Origin of the sequence: Agrococcus beijingensis (genome assembly GCF_030758955.1) — a bacterium.
Taxonomy (GTDB): domain Bacteria; phylum Actinomycetota; class Actinomycetes; order Actinomycetales; family Microbacteriaceae; genus Agrococcus; species Agrococcus beijingensis.
Genome location: NZ_CP132360.1, coordinates 225,168 through 242,734 on the forward strand (window position 1 = coordinate 225,168; position 17,567 = coordinate 242,734).

16 protein-coding genes are annotated in these 17,567 nt (G+C 74.1%); 6 read left to right on the forward strand and 10 right to left on the reverse strand.

The features are described 5' to 3' along the window. Positions 1 to 321: 321 nt before the first annotated feature. The gene (locus Q9250_RS01025; RefSeq protein WP_306232719.1) at positions 322 to 1,449 is read right to left on the reverse strand and encodes a PQQ-dependent sugar dehydrogenase; all 1,128 of its coding nucleotides are present in this window, start codon (positions 1,447 to 1,449) and stop codon (positions 322 to 324) included. A 117-nt stretch (positions 1,450 to 1,566) separates the two neighbouring features. Between Q9250_RS01025 and Q9250_RS01030 the strand changes: the two genes are divergently transcribed. After that, positions 1,567 to 3,546, forward strand: a complete 1,980-nt coding sequence (locus tag Q9250_RS01030) for a sensor histidine kinase (protein WP_306232720.1) — start codon at positions 1,567 to 1,569, stop codon at positions 3,544 to 3,546. On the opposite strand, the gene Q9250_RS01035 is transcribed toward Q9250_RS01030, so the two are convergent. Continuing rightward, positions 3,512 to 4,798, reverse strand: coding sequence for a trans-sulfuration enzyme family protein (locus Q9250_RS01035; RefSeq protein ID WP_306232721.1), 1,287 nt, complete (start codon positions 4,796 to 4,798; stop codon positions 3,512 to 3,514). The genes Q9250_RS01030 and Q9250_RS01035 overlap by 35 nt on opposite strands. Before the next feature lie 44 nt (positions 4,799 to 4,842). Further along, complete coding sequence (locus Q9250_RS01040; RefSeq protein ID WP_306232722.1) at positions 4,843 to 5,097, reverse strand: glutaredoxin domain-containing protein; 255 nt, start codon at positions 5,095 to 5,097, stop codon at positions 4,843 to 4,845. Between the two features lie 57 nt (positions 5,098 to 5,154). Between Q9250_RS01040 and Q9250_RS01045 the strand changes: the two genes are divergently transcribed. Then, positions 5,155 to 7,155, forward strand: a complete 2,001-nt coding sequence (locus tag Q9250_RS01045; RefSeq protein ID WP_306232723.1) for an oxidoreductase — start codon at positions 5,155 to 5,157, stop codon at positions 7,153 to 7,155. 154 nt (positions 7,156 to 7,309) lie between these two features. Continuing rightward, complete coding sequence (locus Q9250_RS01050) at positions 7,310 to 7,714, forward strand: VOC family protein (RefSeq protein WP_306232724.1); 405 nt, start codon at positions 7,310 to 7,312, stop codon at positions 7,712 to 7,714. Between the two features lie 11 nt (positions 7,715 to 7,725). Here Q9250_RS01050 and Q9250_RS01055 read toward each other — a convergent pair whose 3' ends face one another. Beyond that, positions 7,726 to 7,857 carry a hypothetical protein gene (locus Q9250_RS01055; protein WP_306232725.1) on the reverse strand — a complete coding sequence of 44 codons (132 nt, stop codon included), beginning with the start codon at positions 7,855 to 7,857 and terminating at the stop codon, positions 7,726 to 7,728. Between the two features lie 173 nt (positions 7,858 to 8,030). On the opposite strand from Q9250_RS01055, the gene Q9250_RS01060 reads away from it, so the two are divergent. Beyond that, positions 8,031 to 8,603 (forward strand): NADPH-dependent F420 reductase, encoded by a 573-nt coding sequence (locus Q9250_RS01060; RefSeq protein ID WP_306232726.1) that lies wholly within the window; start codon positions 8,031 to 8,033, stop codon positions 8,601 to 8,603. 70 nt (positions 8,604 to 8,673) lie between these two features. Here Q9250_RS01060 and Q9250_RS01065 read toward each other — a convergent pair whose 3' ends face one another. The 3 genes from Q9250_RS01065 to Q9250_RS01075 form a co-directional block, all read right to left on the reverse strand. Then, entirely contained in the window at positions 8,674 to 9,096 is a 423-nt protein-coding gene (locus tag Q9250_RS01065; RefSeq protein ID WP_306232727.1) for an arsenate reductase ArsC, read from the reverse strand. Positions 9,097 to 9,167: 71 nt separating this feature from the next. Further along, a complete protein-coding gene (locus tag Q9250_RS01070; protein WP_422665056.1) occupies positions 9,168 to 10,157 on the reverse strand; it encodes a metalloregulator ArsR/SmtB family transcription factor in 990 nt (329 codons plus the stop codon). A 157-nt stretch (positions 10,158 to 10,314) separates the two neighbouring features. Beyond that, entirely contained in the window at positions 10,315 to 11,055 is a 741-nt protein-coding gene (locus tag Q9250_RS01075; protein ID WP_306232728.1) for an SDR family NAD(P)-dependent oxidoreductase, read from the reverse strand. Positions 11,056 to 11,247: 192 nt separating this feature from the next. On the opposite strand from Q9250_RS01075, the gene Q9250_RS01080 reads away from it, so the two are divergent. Together Q9250_RS01080 and Q9250_RS01085 are read left to right on the forward strand one after the other, a co-directional pair. Beyond that, the gene (locus Q9250_RS01080) at positions 11,248 to 12,426 is read left to right on the forward strand and encodes an acetyl-CoA C-acyltransferase (protein ID WP_306232729.1); all 1,179 of its coding nucleotides are present in this window, start codon (positions 11,248 to 11,250) and stop codon (positions 12,424 to 12,426) included. Positions 12,427 to 12,476: 50 nt separating this feature from the next. Continuing rightward, a complete protein-coding gene (locus tag Q9250_RS01085) occupies positions 12,477 to 13,511 on the forward strand; it encodes an LLM class flavin-dependent oxidoreductase (RefSeq protein WP_306232730.1) in 1,035 nt (344 codons plus the stop codon). Here the strand turns inward: Q9250_RS01085 and Q9250_RS01090 are convergent. From Q9250_RS01090 to Q9250_RS01100, 3 genes are read right to left on the reverse strand one after another with little or no spacing between them, the layout of a single operon-like run. Continuing rightward, positions 13,495 to 14,586: an ABC transporter ATP-binding protein gene (locus tag Q9250_RS01090; protein WP_306232731.1), complete on the reverse strand. Its 1,092-nt coding sequence runs from the start codon at positions 14,584 to 14,586 to the stop codon at positions 13,495 to 13,497. The two genes, Q9250_RS01085 and Q9250_RS01090, sit on opposite strands and share 17 nt — an antisense overlap. Before the next feature lie 11 nt (positions 14,587 to 14,597). Then, the gene (locus Q9250_RS01095; protein ID WP_306232732.1) at positions 14,598 to 16,520 is read right to left on the reverse strand and encodes an ABC transporter permease; all 1,923 of its coding nucleotides are present in this window, start codon (positions 16,518 to 16,520) and stop codon (positions 14,598 to 14,600) included. Next, complete coding sequence (locus tag Q9250_RS01100; protein WP_306232733.1) at positions 16,504 to 17,532, reverse strand: ABC transporter substrate-binding protein; 1,029 nt, start codon at positions 17,530 to 17,532, stop codon at positions 16,504 to 16,506. Before Q9250_RS01100 ends, Q9250_RS01095 begins: the two co-directional genes overlap by 17 nt. Positions 17,533 to 17,567: the final 35 nt, after the last annotated feature.

Consider the following 17,567-nt stretch of genomic DNA (forward strand, 5'->3'; position numbering starts at 1 on the left):
GAATTCTCCGAGCGCGAAGCCGCACGTCTGCGACTGCCCGTCGAGGAGCGGCGCAGGCTCGAGGCCGAGGAGCAGCACGAAGCACCGCCACCCGGCTCATACTGGGCCGGCACAGGCACAGGCACAGGCACAGGCACAGGCACAGGCACGGGCACGGGCGCAGGCACAGGCACCGATGGCGATCCCGTGCCGCCGCCGCCCTTCTAGCGCCGGCGGCGGCGAGGATCTCGCTCCGCATCACGCGACGCAGCGCGACAGCGCGCCCGTGCTCAGCGTGGTCGCCGGGCGGGCCTTGCGCGGCAGCAGCGCTCCGCACCACAGCTACGGCCCGAAGACCAGGATCCTGTCGTCGCCGTCGGCGGGCGTGCCGCGGCCGTCGGTGTTGTTGGTGAGCGCCCAGAGCGACCCGTCCGGCGCGACCGCGACGTCGCGCATCCGCCCGAACCGATCGAGCCAGTGCACCGTCGAGGCGCTCGCGTCACCGAAGTCGACCTGCCGCAGCGACTCTCCGCGCAGGTTGGCGATCCAGAGCGAGCCGGCGGCGAAGGCCATGCCGCTGGGGCTCGCCTCGGCCGGGCTCCACTGCTGCACCGGATCGCGGAATCGCGCATCGCCGCCGATGCCCTCGACCGTCGGCCAGCCGTAGTTGGCGCCCGCCTCGATGGCGTTCAGCTCGTCCCAGGTGTCCTGCCCGAACTCGGTCGCCCACAGCCTGCCGTCGTCGTCCCACGCGAGGCTCTGCGGGTTGCGGTGGCCGAGCGAGTAGACGGGCGAGCCGGGGAACGGGTTGTCGGCGGGGATCGCGCCGTCGGGCTCGAGCCGCAGGATCTTGCCGGCGAGGCTCGCCGGATCCTGCGCCCGGCTCGGCACCGCGGCGTCGCCCGCCGTCACGTAGAGCTTGCCGTCGGGGCCGAAGGCGATGCGCCCGCCGTTGTGGTTGCCCGCTGCCGGGATCGCCTCGATGACGGTCTCGGGCTGGCCGAACGTCAGCGCGCCCGCCGCGCCCGTCAGCGTCGTGCGCTGGACGAGGTTCTCGCCGCCGCCGGTCGCGTACCAGTAGAGGTGCCCGTCGTGGACGGCGATGCCGAGCAGGCCGCCCTCGTCGTCGTCGCCGCCGTCGACGCCGGCGATCTCGATGATCGGCGTGACCGTGCCGTCGGCCCGCACCTCGACGATGGTGGCGCTGTCGCGCTCGCTCACCAGCGCACCGCCGCCCGGCAGGAACGCGATCGACCAGGGCGCGTCGAGCCCGGTCGCGAGCACGGCGGGCTCGTCGAGCGTGCCCGCCGGCGTCGCGGGCGTCGACGGCACAGCGGATGCGTCGGGCTCGGCGGGCGCGCGGCTCGCGGTCGGGGAGGGGGTCGCCTCCGGCGGCTGCGGCGACCCGCAGGCGGTGAGCAGCACGGCGACGGCGAGCGCGAGCGCCGCTGCGGTGGTCGACTGCGCCATGCGGGCTCCTTCGCTCGTGCGGTCAGCGTAGCGGCGACGCGGGCGGTGGGGGCGGTGCGGCGAGATTCGCGCGCGCCGATGCTGTGCCGATCGGCGTCGCGCCCCTACCGTTGGCGCATGACCAGCACGGCTGCCGAGGCGGCGCCCTACGCGATCGCCGACGCTGGCGCCCAGCGGCCGACGCCCTGGTGGACGTGGATGCTCGCCGCCGTGATCCTGTTCCTCGCCGCCGTGGCCGGCGTGCTGCTGCGGCCGGCGGGCACCACCGTCGCGGTGTGGTGGCCGGCGGCCGGGCTGTCGGTGCTGTTCGTGATGCTGCAGCCGCGCGCCAAGATGCCCTGGGCCGTGGTGATCGTGCTGGTCTCGTCGATCGCGGCGAACCTCGTCGGCGGCAGGACGCTGCCGCTGGCCGTCGCGTTCGGCGTCGCCAACCTCGCCGAGGTGGTCGCGGTGCTGGCGGTGCTGGGCGTCTGGCGCCGGCCGTTCCGGCTCTCGTCGCTGCGCGCGGGGCTGCGGTTCGCCGTCGCCGTCGCGACCGGAGCCGCGGTGGTGGGCGTGCTCGCCGGCGCCATCGTAATGCTCCTCGAGGGCGGCGACTTCTTCCCGACCGCAGGCTTCGTCGCCGCGTCGCACGCCGCGGCGGTGGCGATGCTCGCGCCCTTCGCGGTGCTGCCGCCGCGCCTGCCGGTGCTCGCCAGCCGCTGGGAGATCGCGCTGCAGGCGACGATCCTCGCAGCGGTCATCGTGCTGGTGTTCAACCCGGGCATCGAGCTGCCGCTGTCGTTCGCGCCGTATCCGCTCGTGGCGTGGGCCGCGTTCCGGTTCCCGATCCGCGTCGTGCTGGTCGAGACGATCCTCGCCTCGGTGGCGATGCTGGCCTTCTCGATCGCGGGCGGCGGCCCGTTCAACCTGCCGCAGATCGACCTGGTGACGCGCGCGGCGCTGTTCGAGACGATGCTCGTCGCGCTCGCCGCCTTCACGGTGATCCTGACCGCTGCGCAGTACGAGCTGCGCGCCGTGAGCCGGCAGCTGGAGGCGTCGTCCCATCTGCTCAGCGGCAGCGTCGTCGACTCACGGCTGGGGCTCGCGGTGTCGCTGCCGGGCGACGAGCACTCCCGGCTCGTCTGGGCGACCCGGGCGGCGCGCCGGCTGCGCGCCGGCGAGCTCGACGGCGACGACTGGTCGGGACCGGTGCGCCTGGCCGCCATGCAGGCGCTCCGCACCGGCGAGGCGGTCTCCGTCAGCAACGGTGCGGGCCGTCGACTCACCGTCGCGGCGAACGCGATCGAGGGCGAGGAGCACGCGGTGGCCGTGCAGCTGCTCGACATCACCAGCCTGCTGCGGGCCCAGCAGGCCAAGGTCGAGGCCGAGGTCGAGCGCGACGCCGCCAGGAAGATCCGCGCCGAGCTCGAGCGGCAGCGCGACGACTTCCTCGCCACCACCAGCCATGAGCTGCGCACCCCGATCACCAGCGTCATCGGCTACGCCGAGCTGCTCGCCGACTCGCACGCGCTCGAGGGCGCGCCGCGGGAGTGGGTGCGCGTCATCGAGCGCAACGCGGTGCGGCTGAGCGAGCTGGTGGAGGATCTGCTGACCCTCAGCGGTGGCGCCACGGCGCCCCGCAGGCCGTCGAACGCGCAGCCGATCGACAGCGGGCAGCTGCTGGCCGATGCCGCGGCGACGGTGCGGCCGATGAGCGACCACAAGGGCATCGACATCGAGGTCGAGGCCGACGGATCCTCGCTGCTCGGCGCCCGCGGCGACCTCGATCGGGCGATCACCAACGTGCTCACCAACGCGATCAAGTTCACGCCCGCCGGCGGCACCGTGCGGGCTCGCGCCGATGCGCACGACGGCTGGGTGCGCATCCGCATCACCGACACCGGCCCGGGCATGACCGACGACGAGATCGTGCACGCGTTCGACCGCTTCTACAGGGCGCCGGCCGCCGAGCGCGACAACGTGCCCGGCACCGGCCTCGGCCTCGCCATCGTGGCGGAGCTCGTGCGCAGGAACGGCGGCACGGTGGCGCTCGAGGCGGGCGCCGCCGGGAGCACGGGGCTCACGGCCGAGCTGCGGCTGCCCGCGACCGCGTAGCGCTGGTCGCCTCCGCCGTCTCGCCGCGCATCCCGGCCGCTGAGTGGCTGAGGGTCCCGTGCCGATCGGCGAGCTCGATCGCGCGCTCGAGGTCGTCGATGAGGTCGGCCGGGTCCTCCAGCCCGATCGACAGCCGCAGCACGCCGGGGTGCGGCTTCGCCTCCGCCGCCACCGGGCGGTGGGTGAGGGAGGACGGGTGCTGGATGAGCGAGTCGACGCTGCCGAGCGAGACGGCGTGCGTGAAGAGCTCGACGCCCTCGGCGATCGCGGCGGCCCGTGCTGCGGAGCCGACGTCGATGGCGATCATCGAGCCCGGCCCGGCCATCTGCCGCCCCGCGCCGACCAGGCCCGCAGGGTCGCAGCCGTCGAGACCGGGGAAGCGCACCGAGCGCACGCCGGGCATCTCGACCAAGGCCCGCGCCACCACCTCGGCGGCAGCCTGCTGAGCGCGCACGCGCAGCGGCAGCGTCTGCAGGCCGCGGTGCATCAGGTAGGCGCTGAACGGGTGCGCGATCGCGCCCGTGATCGCGCGGATGGGCCGGAGCGCGTGCGCCCAGTCGTCGTCGCAGGCGACCACCCCGCCGAGCACGTCGCCATGGCCGCCGATGTACTTGGTGGCCGAGTGCAGCGACAGCGCCGCGCCGTGCCGCAGCGGTCGCTGCAGCACGGGAGTCGCGAAGGTGTTGTCGACCAGCACCGGGGCGGCGCCGGCCGCCGCCACGAGCGCGTCGAGGTCGATGAGCTCGAGGGTCGGGTTCGCGGGCGTCTCGACCACCACGAGCCCGGTGTCGGGCCGCACGGCGCGGGCCACGGCGTCGATCGAGTCGACGAAGGTCGTCTCGGTGCCGAGCAGCCCGGTCGCCAGCAGATGGTCGGTGCCGCCGTAGAGCGGGCGGAGGGCGACGGCGTGGCTGCCGCGCCGTTGGCGCGCGGCCATCAGCACGGCGCTGACCGCCGCCATGCCGGAGGCGAAGGCCACGGCGGTCTCGGCGCCCTCGAGCTGCGCGAGCGCTGACTCGAAGCGCGCGACGGTCGGGTTCCAGAGCCGTTGGTACACGGCGGAGCCGTCGCCGATGTCGCCGCCCGTCGCGAGGCGCTCGTAGGCGTCGCCGCCGGGCTCGACCCCCGGCAGCGGGCTGGTCGAGGACAGGTCGATGGGGGTCGCGTGCACGCCGAGCGCCCGAAGGTCCTCGCGGCCGGCATGCACCGCGAGAGAGTCGGGTCGGAGGCGAGCGTCATTGCTCGTCGTCATGCCCATGATCATGCCGCATAGCCGGCGTGATGCCGGCCGGGCACTCAGACGAGCGCGAGCTCCTGCAGCTTCGCCTCGACCTCGGCGTTCGACGGCTCGACCTGGTGCGAGCCGTCGGGGAAGACCACCACCGGGATGTTCATGCGGCCCGAGATGCGCTTGGCCTCCTCGACCGCGGCCTCGTCCTGCTCGAGGTCGATGTAGTCGAAGTCGACGCCGAGGGCGTCGAGCTGGCTCTTCGTGCGGCGGCAGTCGCGGCACCAGTCGGCGCCGTACACCTGGATCGTCGTGGCAGTCATCCTTCGATCCTACGTGCGACCGGCGCCGCCGGGCGCATCCGGTGCCAGGATCGACGCGTGAGCCTCCTCGCCCAGCCGCTGCGCATCGGCAGCTTCGAGTCGCCCAACCGCATCATGCAGGCGGCGCACTCCAAGCAGTACTCCGACCGGGTCGAGTCCGACCGCGAGACCGCCTACTTCGTCCGCCGCGCGCGCGGCACCGAGGGTCGCGGCGGCTGCGGCCTGTTCGTCGCCGGCAACCACCTCGTGCATCCGACCGCGTCGACCCGCGGCTTCGAGGACGCCTGGCGGCCCGAGGCCGTCGACGCCAACCGCCGCATGACCGACGCGATCCACGAGGCCGGCTCGCGCGTGCTGGTGCAGCTGAACCACCACGGCGCGCAGGCCTCGCCCGAGGGGCCCGACGGTCCGCGCCCCGTCTTCGCGCCGAGCCGCATCCTCTCGCCCTCGACCGGCGTCGCCACCCGCGAGGCGAGCGCTCGCGACATCGCCGGGTTCGTCGAGGCCTGGGCAGGCGCGGCCGAGCGCTCGCGGCTGGGCGGCTTCGACGGCGTCGAGATCCACATGGCGCACGGCTACCTCCTGCACCAGTTCCTGAGCCCGCTCTACAACAGGCGGGCGGATGCGTACGGTGGCGATCTCGAGGCACGCACGCGGTTCCCGCGCGAGGTGCTGCGCGCGGTGCGCGCCCGCGTGGGCGACGACTTCACGGTCGGCATCCGCATCGTCGTCGACGAGCACAACGACGAGGGACTCGCCGCGGCAGCCTGCCGCGACATCGTCGCGGCGCTGCGCAGCGAGGCGCGCATCGACTTCCTCGACACCGCCGCCGGCGGCTATCACGACGTGCACTGGGTGTTCCCGTCGTCGGCGATGCCGGTCGCCTGGCTGCGCGACGACGTCGCGGCGCTCAAGCGGGCCAATCCCGACATCCCGGTCTTCGGCGTCGGCGCCGCGACGAGCGTCGAGGAGGCGGAGGAGGTGCTCGCGAGCGGGATCGCCGACATGGTGGCGCTCACGCGCGGCCAGCTGGCCGACCCAGACCTGGCGACCAAGCTCCTCACCGGCGCGACCGACGGCATCCGGCACTGCATCCGCCTGAACCAGGGCTGCCTGGGCCGCGGCAGCCAGGGGCTCAGCGTGACCTGCACGGTGAACCCCGAGGCGGGCCGCGAGCTCGAGCCGCCAGCGCCGCGCGCCGCGTCGGCCGCTCGGTGGACGGTCGTGGGCGGTGGGCCGGCCGGCCTCCGGGCTGCGGTCGACCTGGCGCGGCTCGGCCACGCGGTGACGCTGCTCGAGCGCGCCGACCGGCTCGGAGGGCAGCTGCTGCGCGCGGCGCGCGTGCCCGGCCGCGGATCGGTGTCGGTGCTGGTCACCGACCTCGAGCGCGACGCCCGGGCGGCTGGGGTCGACATCCGCCTCGCCGAGGAGGCCACGCTCGATGCGATCCGGTCGACGCGGCCCGACGCCGTCGTGCTGGCCACCGGGGCGACGGCGCCGGCCACCACCGCGCTCGCCGTCGACGACGCCTTCGCCGGAGCGCGGCCCGCGACCGTCGACGCGTTCACGGCGCTCGACGATCCCGCGCGTCTCGGTCCCCGCATCCTGGTCGTCGACGACGACGGCTCGGCCTACGCCTCCGGCGTGCTGCTCAGCCTGGTCGCGACCGGGGCAGAGGTCGAGGCGGTGACGCCGTTCGAGTCGCTGCTGCCGCACGTCGGCACCGGCTACGAGCGGCAGCTCGTGCTGCGCACGCTCGCCGAGGGGCGCTTCCGCCGCATCGCCGGCGCGCGGGTGCGCGGATCGGGCGATCGGCTCGCCGCGGTCGACGCGCTCACGGGGGAGGAGCGGCCGCTCGCCGTGCCGACCGCGATCGTCGCGCTCACGCCGCGCCGCTCGGTGACGGTCGACGGGCGCGATGCCGACGAGCTCGAGGTCGAGCTGGGCGTGCCGGTCTCCGCGATCGGCGACGCGCTGTCGCCGCGCGGCATCGATGCGGCGATCGCGGAGGCCTGGGCGCTCGCCCGCACGACCGCGGCCGGGGCCCTGGAGCCCTGAACCGGGCGCCCTGGAGCCCTGAACCGGGAGCCCCGGATCCGGAGCCGGCAGCCCGGAACTCCGCGCCCTGAGCCCTGGCGGCTGCACGGCCGCTGCGCCATGCTGGGCCTCGCGGCCCGTGCGCCATGCTGAGGGCCGCCGAGAGGAGCCGATGATGACGACGGTGCTGAACCCCTACCTGGCCTTCGCCCGCGAGGCGCGCGAGGCGATGAACTTCTACCACGGCGTGTTCGGCGGTGATCTGGTGCTGAGCACCTTCGGCGAGGGCGGCATGGCGCAGGATCCCGCCGACGCCGACCTGGTGATGCACGCGCAGCTGACCACGGCCGACGGGCACACGGTCATGGGCAGCGACACGCCGTCGTCGATGCCGGCGCCCGCTCGCGGTCAGCAGGTCTCGATCTCGGGCGACGACCGCGCCGCGCTCACCCGCTACTGGGAGGCGCTCGGCGACGGCGCCCGCATCGTGGAGCCGCTCGAGGTCGCGCCGTGGGGCGACACCTTCGGCATGCTGGTCGACCGCTGGGGCATCACCTGGATGGTGAGCATCAGCGGCTGACCGGCCGTCGCCTACGCGTCGTGCTCGGGCGGATCCGCGGGGCCGCCCGAGGCGGTGTCGCGCTCCTCCTCGGGGAGCTCCTCCTGCGGCGGCGTCGTGTCCTGCGTCTCGTCGGCGGTCTGCTTGCGCTGCGTCTCGTCCATGCATCCGTTGTATCGGGATATTGCGCTCGCGTCGAGCAGGTGTCACGTTGTGTCTGCAGGCTCGGCGAGCGTTCACGCTCGACCAGACTCGGTCATTCGGGAATCATATGGCAGCCATAAGCGCTGCATCGATCATCGGCGGCAGCGGGTCGCCCGGGAAGACAGGACGCACCATGACCACCATCAGCATCTTCGGCAACGGCAACATGGGCACCGCGATCGCCGGTCTGCTCGGCGCGGGCGGCGCCGAGATCCAGCAGGTCGGAGAGGGCGAGACCGAGGAGCTCAGCGGCGACATCGTCGTGCTCGCCGTACCCTACGCTGCGCTGGCGTCGATCGCAGAGCAGTACGGCGAGCAGCTCGCCGGCCGCACCGTCGTCGACATCACGAACCCGCTCGACTTCGAGACCTTCGACCGGCTCGTGGTGCCCGTCGGCTCGTCGGCGGCCGCCGAGCTCGCGGCGAAGCTGCCGTCGAGCAAGGTGCTCAAGGCCTTCAACACCACCTTCGCCGCGACGCTCGGCTCGAAGCGGGTCGGCGACCTGACGACGACCGTGCTCGTCGCGGGCGACGACGCCGACGCCAAGGCGACGCTCATCGCAGCCGTGCAGGCCGGTGGCGCCGACGCGATCGACGCCGGCAGCCTGGCACGGGCGCACGAGCTCGAGGCGATGGGCTTCCTGCAGCTCACCCTCGCGGCCTCCGAGAAGATCGCCTGGACGGGCGGCTTCGGCATCGTCCGCTGAGCCACCCGACGCGACGAAGGGCCCCGCATCGCGCGGAGCCCTTCGTCGTCGCAGCAACGTGAGCGCCGGCTCACCGCACCGGCTGGATGCCCAGCGAGTCGAGCAGCCCGCGGATGCGCTGCTCGATGTCGTCGCGGATCGGCCGCACGGCGTCGATGCCTTGGCCTGCCGGGTCGTCGAGCTCCCAGTCCTCGTAGCGCTTGCCGGGGAACACCGGGCACGCATCCCCGCACCCCATCGTGATGACGACGTCGGAGTCGCGCACCGCATCCGTCGTCAGCACCTTGGGCACCTCGGCGGTGATGTCGATGCCGACCTCCTGCATCGCGGCGACGGCGGTCGGGTTGATCTGCTCGGCGGGCATGCTGCCGGCCGAGCGCACCTCGACGGCACCGCCGGAGAGCTCGCGCAGGAAGCCTGCGGCCATCTGCGAGCGGCCCGCGTTGTGCACGCAGACGAACAGGGCGGTGGGAGTGGGCTCGGTCTCGGTCATGGTTCCTCCGGGTCGGGGCGGATGCGTTCAGCGGGTCGTGCGGATGCGTTCAGCGGGTCGTGCGGATGCGTTCAGGGAGTGGGGGAGAGCTCGGCGAGCAGGCGGTCGACGCGTCGCGCGATGTCGTCGCGGATCGCGCGCACGCCCGCAGGCGAGGCGAGGGCCGGGTCGCCGACCTGCCAGTCCTCGTAGCGGACGCCCGGGATGATCGGGCACACGTCACCGCAGCCCATCGTGATCACGACGTCAGCGGCGCGCACGGCGTCATCGGTGAGCGGCTTCGGGAACGGGTCGCCGTCGACGCCCAGCTCGTCGATGAGCGCGCGCACCTCGGCGTGCACGGCGCTCGCGGGCATGGAGCCGGCCGAGCGGGCGACGACGGCACCGCCGGAGCGCTGCTCGACGAGCGCCGCCGCGAGCTGGGAGCGGCCGGCGTTCTGCACGCAGACGAAGAGCACGTGCGGCACGCCGGCGGTGCGGTCGCGCAGCACGTCGGCCAGGCGCTGCTTCGCGAAGCGCTCGGCGAGCACCAGGAGGTGCGACTGCACCCGCGAGGTGCGTGCGAGCCCGGCGAACGACTCGCGCACGATGCGCAGCACCGCGTCGCCCGAGAGGTCCGGCGTGACACCGGAGAGCCGCTCGGCGATCTGCGCCACGCGGGCATCGACGTCGACGAGCTCACGGTCGCCCTGCCCAGGCGGCCAGTGCGCCGCAGGCTGGGGATCGAGCGCGGTGCGCAGCCCCTCGAGCACGGCGGTCGCGACCGGTCGCATGGCGCTCTCGAGCCGGTAGTGCACCCACGTGCCGCGCCGCTCCGACGCGAGCACCCCCGCCTCGCGCAGCACCTTCAGGTGGTGGGAGACCGTCGGCTGCGAGACGTCGGTGAGCTCGGCGAGGTCGCACACGCACGCCTCACCGGTGGGAGAGGTCGCGATGAGCGACACCATGCGCAGCCGCAGCGGGTCGGCCATCGCCTTCACGGCGCCGGCCATGCGGTCGGCGGTGCGCTGGTCGATGGCGCTCGCCGCATCGACGCGGTCGCAGCGCTCGGTGCTGATCACGGTGCCCCCTGCATCCACGCGGTCGGGATATCGAACGCTCTATATTGACAGATCCCGATGCAGGGCGCCAGGAACACGCCGCAGACGCGAGCGCGCCCGCTGCCGGATGTGGGCAGCGGGCGCGCGTCGGAGCAGTGCGTGAGGTCGGAGCAGTGCGTCAGTTGGCGACGTATCCGCCGTCGACGACCAGCTCGGCGCCGGTGACGAACGAGGCGTCGTCGCTGGCGAGGAAGGCGATCGCGGCCGCGATCTCCTCGGGCTTGCCGACGCGGCCCATCGGCGTGACGGCCGAGAGCTGGCCGCGGTCGGCCTCGCCCAGGATCGGCGTCTCGATGAAGCCCGGGTGCACGGAGTTGACGCGCACGCCCTGCTTCGCCCAACCGAGGGCGACGGCCTTCGTGATGGTGCGCACGGCGCCCTTCGCGGCGGCGTAGCCCATGCTGACGCCGAAGCCGCCGGTGATGCCGAAGATCGACGAGATGTTGATGACGGAGCCGTGGCCGCCGACCTTGAGGGCCTCGCCCGCGGCCTTCATGCCGAGGTAGACGGAGTCCTGGGTCACGGAGGTGACCTTCTTGTACTCCTCCCAGGTCGACTCCTCGATCGTGACGGTGTCGCCGATGCCGGCGTTGTTCACCAGGATGTCGAGGCCGCCCTGTGCGCTGACGATCTGCTCGACCGCTGCGGTCCACGAGGCCTGGTCGGTGACATCGAGGTGCACTGCCGAGGCGGTGCCGCCTGCGGCGGTGATCTCGTCGACGACCGAGGCGGCGAGCGCGTCGTTCAGGTCGCCGATGACGACCTTCGCTCCCTCGCTCGCGAGGCGCTTCGAGGTCGCCGCGCCGATGCCGCTGGCGCCGCCGGTGATGAGTGCGACGCGATCCGTGAGCCTGTTCATGGTGTCTCCTTCTCTGTCGGCTGACCGGGCCGTTGCGGTGGCGCCGATGCGCCGGGTCACTGCTGGCTACAACTTCGAATCTGAACGGTCTATTCCGACCCGGCAGGTGAACCGCTCGTCAGGTTCGCCACCCCGCCCGCCGGACGACGGGGTACGATGGGCCGCACATCCACCTGCGAAGGAGCAGCCACCATGCCCGAGACGATCATCGCCGGCTACGCCCGCACGCCGTTCGCCAAGTTCCTCGGGCAGCTGGCGCAGACCCCCTCCACCGAGCTCGGCGCGCACGCCGCCAAGCACGCGCTCGCGAAGGCGGGCGTCGAGGCCACCGAGGTCGACGCCGTCGTCGTCGGGCAGGTGCTGCAGGCCACCGTCGGCCAGAACCCGCCCCGCCAGACCGCCGTCGGCGCCGGCATCCCGATGACCGTGCCGGCGCTGGGCATCAACGCCGTCTGCCTCTCGGGCACCGAGGCGATCGTCACCGGCCACCGCATGATCCAGCTCGGTGAGGCCGACGTGGTCGTGGCGGTCGGCCAGGAGTCGATGACGCTCGCCCCGCACGCCGCGCCGATGCGCGCCGGTTCGAAGTTCGGCGACATGGGCCTCATCGACACCATGCAGTTCGACGGCCTCACCGACGCGTTCGACCGGGTCGCCATGGGCGCCTCCACCGACAGCTACAACGGCGCTTTCGAGATCACGCGCGAGCAGCAGGACGAGCTCGCAGCCGCCTCGCACGCCCGCCTCGTGCGGGCGCAGGGCGACGGCACCTTCGACGACGAGATCGTGCCCTTCGAGGCGAAGGCCGGCCGCAGGACGGTCACGGTCGCCGCCGACGACGGCGTGCGCGCCGAGACCACGACCGAGTCGCTCGCCGCCCTGCGCCCCGCGTTCACGCCCGACGGCACAGTCACGGCCGGCAACGCGTCGCAGATTACCGACGGCGCGGCCGCCGTCGTGCTCGTCTCCTCCGACTACGCATCCGCCCACGGGATCACGGGGCTGGCGAGGATCCTGTCGACCGGCTTCGTCGCCGGCGACGACGTCTCGCTGCACTCGCAGCCCGCCGACGCCATCGAGCAGGCGCTCGGGCGCGCAGGCAGGGCCACCGGCGACCTGCAGGCGGTCGAGATCAACGAGGCCTTCGCGGCCGTCGGCGTCGCCTCGACCCGCCAGCTGGGCGTCGACCCCGAGATCGTCAACGCCAACGGCGGAGCGATCGCCATGGGCCACCCCATCGGCGCATCGGGCCTGCGCATCGTCGGCCACCTCGCGCGGCGCCTGCAGCAGCTGGGCACCGGCTCGATCGGCGCAGCCGGCATCTGCGGCGGCGGCGGCCAGGGCTCGGCCGTCGTGCTCGAGGCGCTCTGACGCCCGCCCGCTGAGCCCCCGGACGCATCCGCCGGCCCTAGGCTGGTCGGATGCGTCTCTCCGTGCTCGACCTCGCCCCCATCGCCCCCGGCCAGAACGCCGGCCAGAGCCTCGCCGGCTCCGTCGAGCTGGCGCAGGCGGCTGAGCGGCTGGGCTTCGCGCGCGTCTGGTACGCCGAGCACCACAACATGGCGACGATCGCGTCGAGCGCCACGAGCGTGCTCATCGCGCACGTCGCCGCGCACACCGAGTCGATCCGGCTCGGCGCGGGCGGCGTGATGCTGCCGAACCACTCGCCGCTCGTGATCGCCGAGCAGTTCGGCACCCTCGCCGAGCTGCACCCGGGCCGCATCGACCTCGGGCTCGGCCGCGCGCCCGGCACCGACCAGCGCACCTGGACGGCGCTGCGCCGCGACATCCGCGCCTCCGAGCGCTTCCCCGAGGACGTGCTCGAGCTGCAGGGCTACCTGCGCGGCGAGCCGACGGTGCCGGGCATCAAGGCCATCCCCGGGCACGGCACCGACGTGCCGCTCACGATCCTCGGCTCGTCGCTGTTCGGGGCGCAGCTCGCGGCGGCGCTCGGCCTGCCCTACGCCTTCGCCTCGCACTTCGCCCCGGATGCGCTGCACCAGGCCGTCGCCGTCTACCGCGAGCGGTTCGAGCCCTCCGCGCAGCTCGCCGAGCCCTACGTGATCGCCGGCCTCAACGCCGTGGTCGCCCCCACGCGCGCCGAGGCGATGGCGATGCAGCGCACCGTCATCCGCAGTCGCGTGCGGAGCCTGCTGCTGCGCGACACCCCGGCCGCCGCGGCCGTCGGGGACGACGAGCTGGATGCGCTGGCCGCGAGCCCGCAGGCCGCCCACGTCATGAAGATGGTGCAGCACACCGCGCTCGGCACGGCCGAGGAGGCGACGGCCACGCTGCGCAGCTTCCTGATCGAGGCGGATGCGGACGAGCTGATCATGGCGGTCCACGGCACCACGGCCGAGCGCATCACGGCGCTCGAGCTGCTGGAGGGCGCCGGCGCGCTGGCGGACCAGCAGGCTCCGGCCGGTCGCGGAGACGCGGTCAGCCCCGCGCGCTGACCGGCTCCAGCGCGCCGTCGGGGTCGACGGCATCGTCGGTGGCGTCCTCGTGCGCATACGCGATGCCGCGCTCGACCACCACGCCGACGCGGTCGCCGACGCTCGGCCGGTGGCCGAGCGTGCGGCAGCGCACGCTCGCGCCGGCCCAGTCGAGCACGACGTCGCTGCCGTCGCGGCGGTAGAGCGCAGCCGTGACCGTCGCCTCGTCGCCGGGCACGATCGAGATGGCCTCCGGGAGCACCGCGATCGTGACCGACCCGCTGGCGCCGGTGACCGCATCCGCCCCGAGGCGCAGGGGATGGTCGAAGGCGGCGAAGCCCGCCGCGTCGTTGCAGCCCTCGACGAGCGTCGCATCGGAGAGGAAGCGCGCCACCGTCGGCGAGGCGGGCCGCTCCACGAGCGCTTCGGGCGTGCCGATCTGCTGGACGCGTCCGCCGTCGAGCATCACGACGCGGTCGGCGAGCGCGAGGGCCTCGTCGCGATCGTGGGTGACGTGGATGACGGTGAGGCCGAGCGAGCGGGTGAGCGCCTGCAGCTCGAGCCTCAGGCGGTCGCGCAGGGGCTCGTCGAGCGCCGAGAGCGCCTCGTCGAGCAGCAGCACCCGCGGGCCGCCGACGAGGGCGCGCGCGATCGCGACGCGCTGCCGCTGGCCCCCGGAGAGCGTCGCGGGGTCGCGGCGCTCGAAGCCCGCCAGGCCTACGCGCTCGAGCGCCTCGGCCGCGAGCTGCCGGCGCTGCGCGCGCGGCACCCGCCGCATGCGCAGCGGGTACTCGACGTTGCGGCCGACGCTCCAATGGGGCCAGACGGCGTGCTGCTGGAAGACCATGCCCAGGCCGCGGTGCTCGGGCTCGACGAAGGTGCGCGCCCCCGCCATCGGCTCGCCGCCGATCGCGATGGTGCCGCCGGTCGGCCGCAGGAAGCCGGCGACGGCGCGCAGCAGCGTCGTCTTGCCGGAGCCCGAGGGCCCGACGAGCGCGACGAACTCGCCGTCCCGCACATCGAGCGACACGTCGGCGAGGCCGACGGTGCCGTCGGGGAAGCGCACGTCGAGGTGGTCGAGCGAGACGGTGGCCATGGTGGATCCCTTCAGCGCCGCGACTTCGGCACGGCCAGCGAGAGCCCTGCGAGTCCGACGACGGTGACGATGAGCGAGAGCGCGGCCGCGGCGTTCGGGCCGCCGCCCTGCTGCAGCCCGAAGATGACGACGCCCAGCGTCTGGCTGCCGGGGGAGAGCAGCAGCGCCGAGAGGGTGAGCTCGCGCACCGCGGTGAGCGCCACGAGCACGGCGCCGCCGATCGCGGCCGGCGCCGCCATGCGCAGCGACACGTCGCGCAGGGCGCGCATCCGGCTCGCGCCCGAGGCGCGCGCCGCCTCCTCGGCGGTGAGCGGGGTGGCCGACAGGGGCGCGTGCACCGACTGCACGACGAGCGCCAGGAACGACGTGACGTAGGCGGCGAGGATGAGCCAGGGCGTGTTGAACAGGCCGAGGCGCGGCGCGATGACGAGCCAGGCGACGGCGATGACGAGGCCCGGGATCGCCTGCGGCATGATCGCGAGCGTGTGCAGCGCGCGGTTGTCGCGCGCCCGGGTGCGGGTGACGAGGGTGCCGATGACCAGCCCGAGGCCGCCGCAGAGCACCGCGGCGAGGCCGGCGAGCCAGAGCGAGGTGGTCGCGCCCGCGATGGTGCCGCTGGCCGTGAGCGCGCGCTCGATCGACGCCGTCGTGATGGTGTCGGGGGTGAGCGGCACGCCCGGGGCCGGCAGCAGCGACTGCTCGAGCAGCGCCAGCAGCGGCAGCAGGGTGATCGCCAGCACGACGATCCAGGCGAGGGTCGCGACGAGCCGGCGCCAGCGGCCCAGCGGCAGCGGCTCGGCGCGCGATGCGGAGGCATCGAGCTCGACGCGTCGGCGACCGGCGGTCAGGTCGAGCGCGACCGCGAGCAGCGCGACAGCGAGCAGCACGACCCCGATCGTCGCGACGACGCCCAGCGGGTCGTCGACCGTGCCCGACTGCACGTAGCGGTAGACGAGGGTGGCGAGCGTGGTGAAGCGCTCCGGCGTGCCGAGGATCGAGGGGATGCCGAAGTCGGCGAGGTTCGAGACCGCGGTGAGCGTGAACGACGAGAGCAGGGCGCCGCGCAGCAGCGGCACCGTGACGGTCAGCAGCGCGCGGGGCGCCGATGCCCCGGCGATGCGCGCCGCCTGCTCGAGGTCGGCGGGCACGCGGCGCAGCGCCGCCGTGACGATGAGCATGGCGATCGGGTACGAGTGCACGATCAGCAGCATGATGACGCCGTCGGCGCCGTACACCGACCACAGCGGCTCGCCGAAGCGCTCCCGCCACCAGCGGTTGATCGGGCTCGCAGGGCCGGCGAGGCCCACCCACGCGATGGCGCCGACGAAGGGCGGCACGAGCATGGGGCTGAGGGCCAGCAGGCGCAGCGCGCGACGCCCGGGGATGTCGGTGCGCTCGAGCACGAGGGCCAGCGCGGTGCCCACCAGCACGGCGCCCGCGGCCGACGCGAGCGCAGAGACCAGGCTGTTGCGGCCCGCCTCGACCACGTCGCCGTCGACGAGCGTCGCCAGGTGCTCGGTGCCCGCGAGCAGGATCATCGACCCGAACGGCAGCAGCACGACAGCCGCGACCGCCAGCCAGGCGGCGACCCGCACGAGGTCGAGGCCGTCTGGCCGGCGCGCGAGCTGCCGCTGGCGCGCGCCGAAGGGCCCGACCTTGCGGTCGGGCCTCTGGAGCGCGCCGCCGGGCCCGACCTTGCGGTCGGGCCGCGGGGGCGCGCCGAAGGGCCCGACCGTGCGGTCGGGCCGCTGGGGCGCGCCGAAGGGCCCGACCGTGCGGTCGGGCCGCTGGGGCGCGCCGAAGGGCCCGACCGTGCGGTCGGGCCTCTGGAGCGCGCCGAAGGGCCCGACCTTGCGGTCGGGCCGCTGGGGCGCGCCGAAGGGCCCGACCGTGCGGCCGGGCCCCGGGGAGGCGGTCCTACTGGAAGAGCTCATTGAAGGTCGCGACCGCATCGGCCTTCGTGGCGGCGATGACCTCGAGGTCGGGGTTCAGGAGCGCGATGTCGCTCATCGCCGGTGCGCCCTCGGGCGTGCCGACGTCGCCGCGCACGGGCAGGTAGGCCTGCTCGACCGCGATCGTCTGGCCCTCGACGCTGACCAGGAAGTCGACGAACGCCTGCGCGGCGTCGGCCTCGTCGGTGCTGGCGAAGACGCCGGCGGGCTGGCTGACGAAGGGCACGCCCTCCGACGGGTACGAGACCGCGATGGGCGAGCCCGCGGCCGCGAGGTCGCGCACGAGGTAGTCGACGACCACGCCGACGGGCTGCGCGCCGCTGGCGATCGCCTGCGACGTGGGGCCGTTGCTGTCGACGATGACCGGCTCGTTGGCCGCCAGCGCCGTCAGCCACGCCTCGCCCAGCTCGGCCTCGTCGAGCCAGACGGCCGCGTTGAAGGCCGCGGCGCCCGAGACGTCCGGGTTCGGCATCACGAGCCGGTCGGCGTACGCCGGGTCGGTCAGCTCCTGCCACGACGCGGGCGGGGCGTCGACGACGTCGGTGTTGTAGGCGATGACGGTGGGGATGATCCGGGTGCCCACGTAGAAGCCCTCGGGGTCGACGACGGCGGGGTCGAGCGCGTCGACGTCGGCGGTGTCGAGCTCGAGCAGCAGGCCGTCGGCGGCGAAGCCCTCGAAGGTGGGAGCGTCGGCGGCGAGCAGCACGTCGGCCTGCACCTCGCCCGTGGCGCGCTCCGACTCGATGCGGGCGTTCAGGTCACCGGTGCCGGCGCGGAAGACCTCGACCGTGATCTCGGGACGCCGCTCGTTGAAGGCTGCGACGATCTGGTCGATCTTCTCCTGCGGCTCCGAGGTGTAGAGGGTGATGCTGGCGGGGGCCGCGTCGGCAGTCGCCGACTCGGTGGCGGCGGGGCCGGCGTCGGCCTGGCTGCAGCCGGCGAGCACGAGGGCGCTGGCGGCGAGCGCGGCGAGGGCGCTGGTCTTGCGGTGCATGACGTTCCTTCTGCGAGGTCGATGGGACCCTGCCA

What these genes read in the sequence shown, in the direction of transcription:
- Q9250_RS01090 (WP_306232731.1), bottom strand. Translation starts at nt 14,586, where the DNA reads ATGGCCACCGTCTCGCTCGACCACCTCGACGTGCGCTTCCCCGACGGC.
- Q9250_RS01075 (WP_306232728.1), bottom strand. Translation starts at nt 11,055, where the DNA reads ATGAACAGGCTCACGGATCGCGTCGCACTCATCACCGGCGGCGCCAGC.
- Q9250_RS01100 (WP_306232733.1), bottom strand. Translation starts at nt 17,532, where the DNA reads ATGCACCGCAAGACCAGCGCCCTCGCCGCGCTCGCCGCCAGCGCCCTC.
- Q9250_RS01060 (WP_306232726.1), top strand. Translation starts at nt 8,031, where the DNA reads ATGACCACCATCAGCATCTTCGGCAACGGCAACATGGGCACCGCGATC.
- Q9250_RS01040 (WP_306232722.1), bottom strand. Translation starts at nt 5,097, where the DNA reads ATGACTGCCACGACGATCCAGGTGTACGGCGCCGACTGGTGCCGCGAC.
- Q9250_RS01080 (WP_306232729.1), top strand. Translation starts at nt 11,248, where the DNA reads ATGCCCGAGACGATCATCGCCGGCTACGCCCGCACGCCGTTCGCCAAG.
- Q9250_RS01055 (WP_306232725.1), bottom strand. Translation starts at nt 7,857, where the DNA reads ATGGACGAGACGCAGCGCAAGCAGACCGCCGACGAGACGCAGGACACG.
- Q9250_RS01085 (WP_306232730.1), top strand. Translation starts at nt 12,477, where the DNA reads ATGCGTCTCTCCGTGCTCGACCTCGCCCCCATCGCCCCCGGCCAGAAC.
- Q9250_RS01065 (WP_306232727.1), bottom strand. Translation starts at nt 9,096, where the DNA reads ATGACCGAGACCGAGCCCACTCCCACCGCCCTGTTCGTCTGCGTGCAC.
- Q9250_RS01025 (WP_306232719.1), bottom strand. Translation starts at nt 1,449, where the DNA reads ATGGCGCAGTCGACCACCGCAGCGGCGCTCGCGCTCGCCGTCGCCGTG.
- Q9250_RS01050 (WP_306232724.1), top strand. Translation starts at nt 7,310, where the DNA reads ATGACGACGGTGCTGAACCCCTACCTGGCCTTCGCCCGCGAGGCGCGC.
- Q9250_RS01095 (WP_306232732.1), bottom strand. Translation starts at nt 16,520, where the DNA reads ATGAGCTCTTCCAGTAGGACCGCCTCCCCGGGGCCCGGCCGCACGGTC.
- Q9250_RS01030 (WP_306232720.1), top strand. Translation starts at nt 1,567, where the DNA reads ATGACCAGCACGGCTGCCGAGGCGGCGCCCTACGCGATCGCCGACGCT.
- Q9250_RS01035 (WP_306232721.1), bottom strand. Translation starts at nt 4,798, where the DNA reads ATGACGACGAGCAATGACGCTCGCCTCCGACCCGACTCTCTCGCGGTG.